The following is a 6,225-nucleotide window of genomic DNA, read 5'->3' as shown; positions in this document are numbered from 1 at the left end:
GGGCGGGCTCGGTCGAGCCCGCCCCACGGCAGGGTGCGAGGCGTCGGTCAGCCGTTCAGGCCGAAGTTGCCGAAGGCCGGGTTGAGCAGGCCCACCACGTTGACCGTGTTGCCGACCACGTTCACCGGAACGCTCACCGGGACCTGGACGAGGTTGCCCGAGACGACGCCCGGGGAGCCGACGGCCTGGCCGTGGGCTCCGGCGCCCCCGTGGCCGTGGCCCGTGGCTGAGGCGGCTCCGGCACCGGCGGCGATGAGTCCGCCCGCGATCATGGTGACGGCTGCGGCCTTCTTCAGGTTCTTCACTTCAGGATCCTCCTCGCATCGCTGCGGCCGACCGCCGCAGCACATGGAGAACGCCGTCACGCACCGGAGGATGCGCCGTACGGGTGACATCCACCCGACAGTATGAATCTCGGACCGGAGGGGAACAGTCCGATTGTCCGACCGGCGGCTTCCGTGTCAGCCCGCTGCACCGTTGCGGACCGCCCACAGCGCGGCCTGCGTCCGGTCCGACAGGTCGAGCTTCATCAGGATGTTCGAGACGTGCGTCTTGACCGTCTTCTCCGACAGGACGAGCGCCCGGGCGATCTCCCGGTTGGAGCGACCGTCGGCGATCAGCCCGAGGACCTCGCGCTCCCTCTCGGTCAGGGTGCTCCCCCGGCCTGTGCCGCCGCCCGGGTCCTCCTGGGCCAGCAGCGCTCCGGCGACCTCCGGCTGGAGCAGGATGTGCCCGGCGTGGACCGAGCGGATGGCGCCGGCCAGCGCGTCGGGATCGACGTCCTTGTACACGTAGCCCGACGCCCCCGCCCTCAGCGCGGGCACGACCGTGCGCTGCTCGGTGAAGCTCGTGACGATCAGCACCCTGGCGGGGTTCTCCAGCTCCCTCAGCCTGCGCAGCGCCTCGATGCCGCCGGTGCCCGGCATCTTGATGTCCATCAGGACGACGTCGGGCCGCAGCTCCTCCGCCCTGGCAACGCCCTCGGCCCCGTCCGACGCCTCCCCCACGACCTCTATGTCGTCCTGGACCTCGAGGAACGTGCGCAGTCCCCGGCGGACGACCTGGTGGTCGTCGACCAGCAGCACCTTGATGATCTTGTCAGCCACAGGGGACCTCCATCTGGACCGTGGTGCCCTTGCCGGGCTCCGAATCGACGGTGAGCCGGCCGCCGACACCGCCGGCCCGGTGCCTCATGGAGACGAGGCCCAGATGACGGCCGGCCCTCCGGATCGCGTGGGTGTCGAAGCCTCGGCCGTCGTCGGTGATCCGCAGCACCGTGGCGGAGGCTTCCCTGGCGAGCGTGACGGTGACCCGCCGGGCGCCGGAGTGTCGCAGCGCGTTGTGCAGGGCCTCCTGGGAGACCCGGAGCATCGCTTCCTCCTGGGCGGCGGGCAGGGCGCGCACCCCGGCGCTCTCGAAGGTGACCCGGGCGCTGTGCGCGCGGTCCAGGACCTGGATCTGGGTACGGAGCGTGGCGACCAGGCCGTCCTCGTCCAGGGCGGCGGGCCGCAGCTCGACGACGGCGGCGCGCAGCTCGTCCACGGCCTCCCCGGCCAGGGCGGCCACCTGCTGGAGCTCGCCCTTGGCGCGGACCGGATCACGGTCGACGAGGGCAGCGGCCGCCTGGGCCGTGAGCCGGAGCGAGAAGAGCTTCTGGCTGACGGCGTCGTGCAGCTCGTGGGCGAGGCGGGAGCGTTCCTCGGCGATCGTGAGCTCCCGGCTTCGTTCGTAGAGCCTGGCGTTGGTGAGGGCGATCGCCGCGTGCTGGGCGAGGATCCCGAGGAGCTCCTCGTCCTCCTGCGTGAAGCCGCAGCCGCCGGCAGGCCGGGGACAGCGCTTGTTGGCGAGGAAGAGCGCCCCGATGGTCTCGTCGCCGTCCTGGATGGGCAGGCCGAGGAAGTCGGACATGTCGGGGTGGGCGTCGGGCCATCCCTCGAACCGGGGGTCCTGACGGACGTCGGCGAGCCGCTGCGGCTTCGCCTCGTGGAGCATCGCCGCGAGGATCCCGTGCTGACGCGGCAGCGGCCCGATGGCCTTCCACTGTTCGTCGCTGACCCCGTCGACGACGAACTGGGCGAAGCCGCCGTGGTCGTCGGGCACGCCGAGCGCCGCGTACTCGGCGTCGAGCAGCTCCCGGGCCGAGGCGACAATCGTCTTGAGGACGTCGCGCATCTCGAGGTGGCGGCTCATGGCGAGCAGCGCGGCACTGATCGCGGTGAGGGGCGACGGTGGGCGATGGCTCATGTGCTCACCGTACCGGCGGGCCCTTTCCCGCCGTATCGGCCTGTGGACGGCCCCGGAGTAGGGCGTCGGGCCTAGGCCGAAGTGCCTCGGGAGGCTGCTGCGATGGTCCTCTCGGGCCCCGGGTGGGGGGCGAGGCTCTGGTGGGCGAGGGTCCCGCGGGACGTGCCCGGGCTGCTGAGCCGGTACGGACGGCCGATCCGGTACGCGTACACGGAGCGGGACCGGCTTGACGAGCCGTTGTCGGCGTATCGGACGGCGTTCGTCCCGTCGGCCGACGGGAGCGGTTCGGCGGAGATGCCGATTACGGCGCGGCCCTTCACGGCGGGGCTGGTGACCGCGCTGGTGAGCCGCGGGGTGCGGTTCGCACCGCTGACCCTGCATACGGGGGTGGCCTCGCCGAGGTGCACGAGCCGCCCTGTCCGGAGTGGTTCGAGGTGCCGCGCACGACGGCGCCCCCGGTCGAGGCCGCCCGCGCGGGCGGGGGCAGGGTGATCGCCGCGGGGACGACGGCGGTGGGGCCCTGGAGTCCGCGGCGGGTCCCGGCGGTGTGGTGCGGGCGGCGGCGGGCTGGACGGATCTGGTGGTGACGCCGCAGCGGGGGGTGCGGGTGGTGGACGGGCCGCACGAACCGGAGGCCTCGCACCTGCTGATGCTGGAGGCGGTCGCGGGGAGGGAGGCGCTGCGGCGGGGACACGCCGGGGCGCTGGATCACCGGCACCTCTGGCACGAGTGCGGGGATGCCCACCTCCTCTTGCCCTGACGTCCGGAAAACCCCTTACGCTCCGCATCGCAGTAGCAACTATTCGTCATCGCGAAGCGGTCCCCATGTGAGCCCAGGCATAGGACCCACGTCACTTACGAAGACGGATAGTTGGAGCAAAACGGGCAACTTACCAAGTCTCAAACCGGACAAGGAGGAATGAACGGCACTGCCATCCACTACGCGGCTTCGTACGTCACACCTTTGCCACGGCATTTTGCTGGAGCTAAAAATTGGGGTGTCCCCGACGGAGATGCGCCCCGGCGCTTCCGTCCGCGTCCTCGCCGAGGACCCCTGCTATTCGAAGAGGTACGACTGTATGTCCGTGTCCCGCATCTCCAGCCGTAGCCGTCGTCTCAACAAGGCGCAGAAGCTCTCCGTCGCGGGGGTCTCCACCCTGGCAGCCGCCGCTGTGGGCTTCTCGCTCATCCCGAACGACGCTTCGGCAACGACCGAGCCGCAGGCCGCATCCGCCGCCGCGCCGGTCGCCTACACCGGATCGCAGACGAAGAACATCCAGACCGGCGCGATCGAGCAGAACTCGACGGCCGCACAGCTGGTCAAGGCCGCCGACGAGGCCAAGGCCAAGGCCGCCGCCGAGAAGAAGGCCGAGGCGAAGGCCAAGGCCGCCGCCAAGGCCAAGAAGGCGAAGGCCAAGGCCGACGCGAAGAAGCGTGCCGCCAAGAAGGCCAGCCGCGCCGCCGACCGCAAGCCGGTCTACAAGAACAACCTGGACGGCTGGATCCGCGAGTCCCTCGCGATCATGCACAAGAAGAACATCCCCGGCACGTACGAGGGCCTGCACCGCAACATCATCCGGGAGTCCAGCGGTAACCCGCGCGCCATCAACGACTGGGACATCAACGCGATCAACGGCGTCCCGTCCAAGGGCCTGCTGCAGGTCATCAAGCCGACCTTCGACTTCTACCACGTCAAGGGCACCAAGCACGACCAGTACGACCCGGTCGCCAACATCACCGCGGCCGCCAACTACGCCGCCGACAAGTACGGCTCCATCGACAACGTCGACAGCGCGTACTGAGCCACGCACGAGCAAGGTCTGGGCAGAAGCCGGTCCGCAGCGTCGCGTGACCGGCCGGCACATGCCGAAGGGCGGCACCCCACGGGGTGCCGCCCTCGGGCGTTTCCGGGGCCGGTCCGACCGCGCTTGCGGAGCCGGTCCGGCCCGGGGCGTCACTTCCGCATCACCTCGGGCTCGTGGCGGCGCAGCATCCGCGACACCGCGAAGAAGAGGACGGCGCTCATCAGGAGCATCACCGTGATGTTGATCCCCCACTGCCCGGCCGAGTGCTCCCAGAGCGGATCCAGGTCGGTCGGCTTCTTCGGGTCCCACGGCGGCATGAGGTGGGCGAGGTCCAGCGTGGTGCCCGCCGCGGCCACGGCCCAGCGCGACGGCATCAGCCAGGCGAACTGCTCCAGGCCCGGTGACCCGTAGACCTGGAAGAGCACGCCCGTGAAGACGACCTGGACGATGGCGAACATGACCAGCAGCGGCATGGTCTTCTCGGCGGTCTTCACCAGCGCCGAGATCATCAGGCCGAACATCATCGAGGCGAAGCCGAGCACGATGATCGACAGGCAGATCTCCACGGCGGGGGGCATGAGCAGGCCCTCCTGGGGCAGATCACGCGTGGAGAAGCCGATCCCGCAGATGATCACGCCCTGGAAGGCGGTGATCACGCCGAGGACGATCACCTTGGAGAGCAGGTAGGCCGAGCGGGAGAGGCCCGTGGCCCGTTCGCGCTCGTAGATCACCCGCTCCTTGATCAGCTCTCGTACGGAGTTCGCCGCGGCGGCGAAACACATGCCGACCGCGAGGATCAGCATGATCGTCCCGGCCTTGCCGTTGAAGCGCGAGGGCGGATCCGGCTCCGCCAGGCCGAACTCGGCCGGGATGACGACGCTGACGACACCGAGCACGGCCGGCAGGAGCACCATCAGGAGCAGGAACCCCTTGTCGGACCCGATCACCGACACGTAGCGGCGCATCAGCGTCCACAGCTGCGCCATCCAGCCCGAGGGCTTCGGAGGGCGGATCTGCTGCGGCGGAGGCATGTGCACGGGCTGCGCGGCCACGGCATCGATGTCCGCGGCGTACATCTGGTAGTGCTGCGAGCCGCGCCAGCGGCCCGCCCAGTCGTAGTCGCGGTAGTTCTCGAAGGCGGAGAAGACGTCGGCCCAGCTGGTGTAGCCGAAGAAGTTCAGCGCCTCCTCGGGCGGGCCGAAGTAGGCGACGGATCCGCCGGGCGCCATGACCAGCAGCTTGTCGCAGATGGCCAGCTCGGCCACGGAGTGCGTGACCACCAGGACGGTACGGCCGTCGTCGGCCAGGCCGCGCAGCAGCTGCATGACATCGCGGTCCATGCCCGGGTCCAGGCCCGAGGTCGGCTCGTCCAGGAAGATCAGCGACGGCTTGGTCAGCAGCTCCAGGGCGACCGAGACGCGCTTGCGCTGGCCGCCGGAGAGCGAGGTGATCTTCTTGTCCTTGTGGATGTCGAGCTTGAGCTCGGCGAGGACCTCGTGGATCCGGGCGGTGCGCTCCGCCTCGGTGGTGTCCGCGGGGAAGCGCAGCTTGGCCGCGTACCGCAGCGCCCTGGTGACCGTGAGTTCCTTGTGCAGGATGTCGTCCTGCGGGACCAGACCGATGCGCTGCCGCAGCTCGGCGAACTGCTTGTACAGGTTCCGGTTGTCGTAGAGGACGTCGCCCTGGTTGGCGGGCCGGTAGCCGGTGAGCGCCTTGAGCAGAGTGGACTTGCCGGAGCCCGACGGGCCGATGACGGCGATCAGGGACTTCTCGGGGACGCCGAAGGAGACGTCCTTGAGGATGTCCTTGCCCCCGTCGACCGTCACCGTGAGGTGGCGGGCGGAGAAGGAGACCTCACCGGTGTCGACGAGCTCTTCCAGCCGGTCGCCGACCAGACGGAACGTCGAGTGACCGACACCGACGATGTCGTTCGGGCCGATCAGCGCGGTGCCGGACTTGCTGAGCGGCTGGCCGTTGACGTAGGTGCCGTTGTGGGAGCCGAGGTCGCGGATCTCGAAGCGCCCGTCGGGCGTCGCGCGGAACTCGGCGTGCAGACGCGAGACCTGGAGGTCGGAGACGACCAGTTCGTTCTCGAGCGCACGGCCGATCCGCATGACCCGGCCGAGGTCCAGTTGGTGGAACGTCGTCGGGCTGCGGTCGCCGTAGACCGGCGGAG

The 6,225-nt window shown here is 69.9% G+C and carries 5 protein-coding genes and 1 pseudogene; 2 read left to right on the top strand and 4 right to left on the bottom strand.

The window, feature by feature from the left end; genetic code table 11:
- Positions 1-47: 47 nt before the first annotated feature.
- From B9S57_RS16550 to B9S57_RS16540, 3 genes are all read right to left on the bottom strand, one after another.
- Positions 48-305, bottom strand: a complete 258-nt coding sequence (locus tag B9S57_RS16550; RefSeq protein WP_103516352.1) for a chaplin family protein — start codon at positions 303-305, stop codon at positions 48-50.
- A 156-nt stretch (positions 306-461) separates the two neighbouring features.
- On the bottom strand, positions 462-1,106 hold the full coding sequence (locus tag B9S57_RS16545; protein ID WP_103516351.1) for a response regulator transcription factor: 645 nt from the start codon (positions 1,104-1,106) through the stop codon (positions 462-464).
- A complete protein-coding gene (locus B9S57_RS16540) occupies positions 1,099-2,244 on the bottom strand; it encodes a GAF domain-containing sensor histidine kinase (RefSeq protein ID WP_103516350.1) in 1,146 nt (381 codons plus the stop codon). Before B9S57_RS16540 ends, B9S57_RS16545 begins: the two co-directional genes overlap by 8 nt.
- A gap of 117 nt (positions 2,245-2,361) precedes the next feature.
- Between B9S57_RS16540 and B9S57_RS16535 the strand changes: the two are divergent.
- Together B9S57_RS16535 and B9S57_RS16530 are read left to right on the top strand one after the other, a co-directional pair.
- Positions 2,362-3,004: pseudogene (locus B9S57_RS16535) on the top strand (S-adenosylmethionine:tRNA ribosyltransferase-isomerase); the annotation flags it as partial.
- A gap of 319 nt (positions 3,005-3,323) precedes the next feature.
- Positions 3,324-4,046, top strand: a complete 723-nt coding sequence (locus B9S57_RS16530; protein ID WP_103516362.1) for a transglycosylase SLT domain-containing protein — start codon at positions 3,324-3,326, stop codon at positions 4,044-4,046.
- Between the two features lie 152 nt (positions 4,047-4,198).
- On the opposite strand, the gene B9S57_RS16525 is transcribed toward B9S57_RS16530, so the two are convergent.
- Positions 4,199-6,225: ABC transporter ATP-binding protein/permease (locus tag B9S57_RS16525; RefSeq protein ID WP_258036411.1), on the bottom strand; the 2,027-nt coding region annotated here is incomplete at its 5' end.

It is taken from the genome of Streptomyces sp. SM10, from assembly GCF_002910915.1.
In the GTDB taxonomy this organism is placed as follows: domain Bacteria; phylum Actinomycetota; class Actinomycetes; order Streptomycetales; family Streptomycetaceae; genus Streptomyces.
This window is presented reverse-complemented; position numbering and strand designations above follow the sequence as displayed.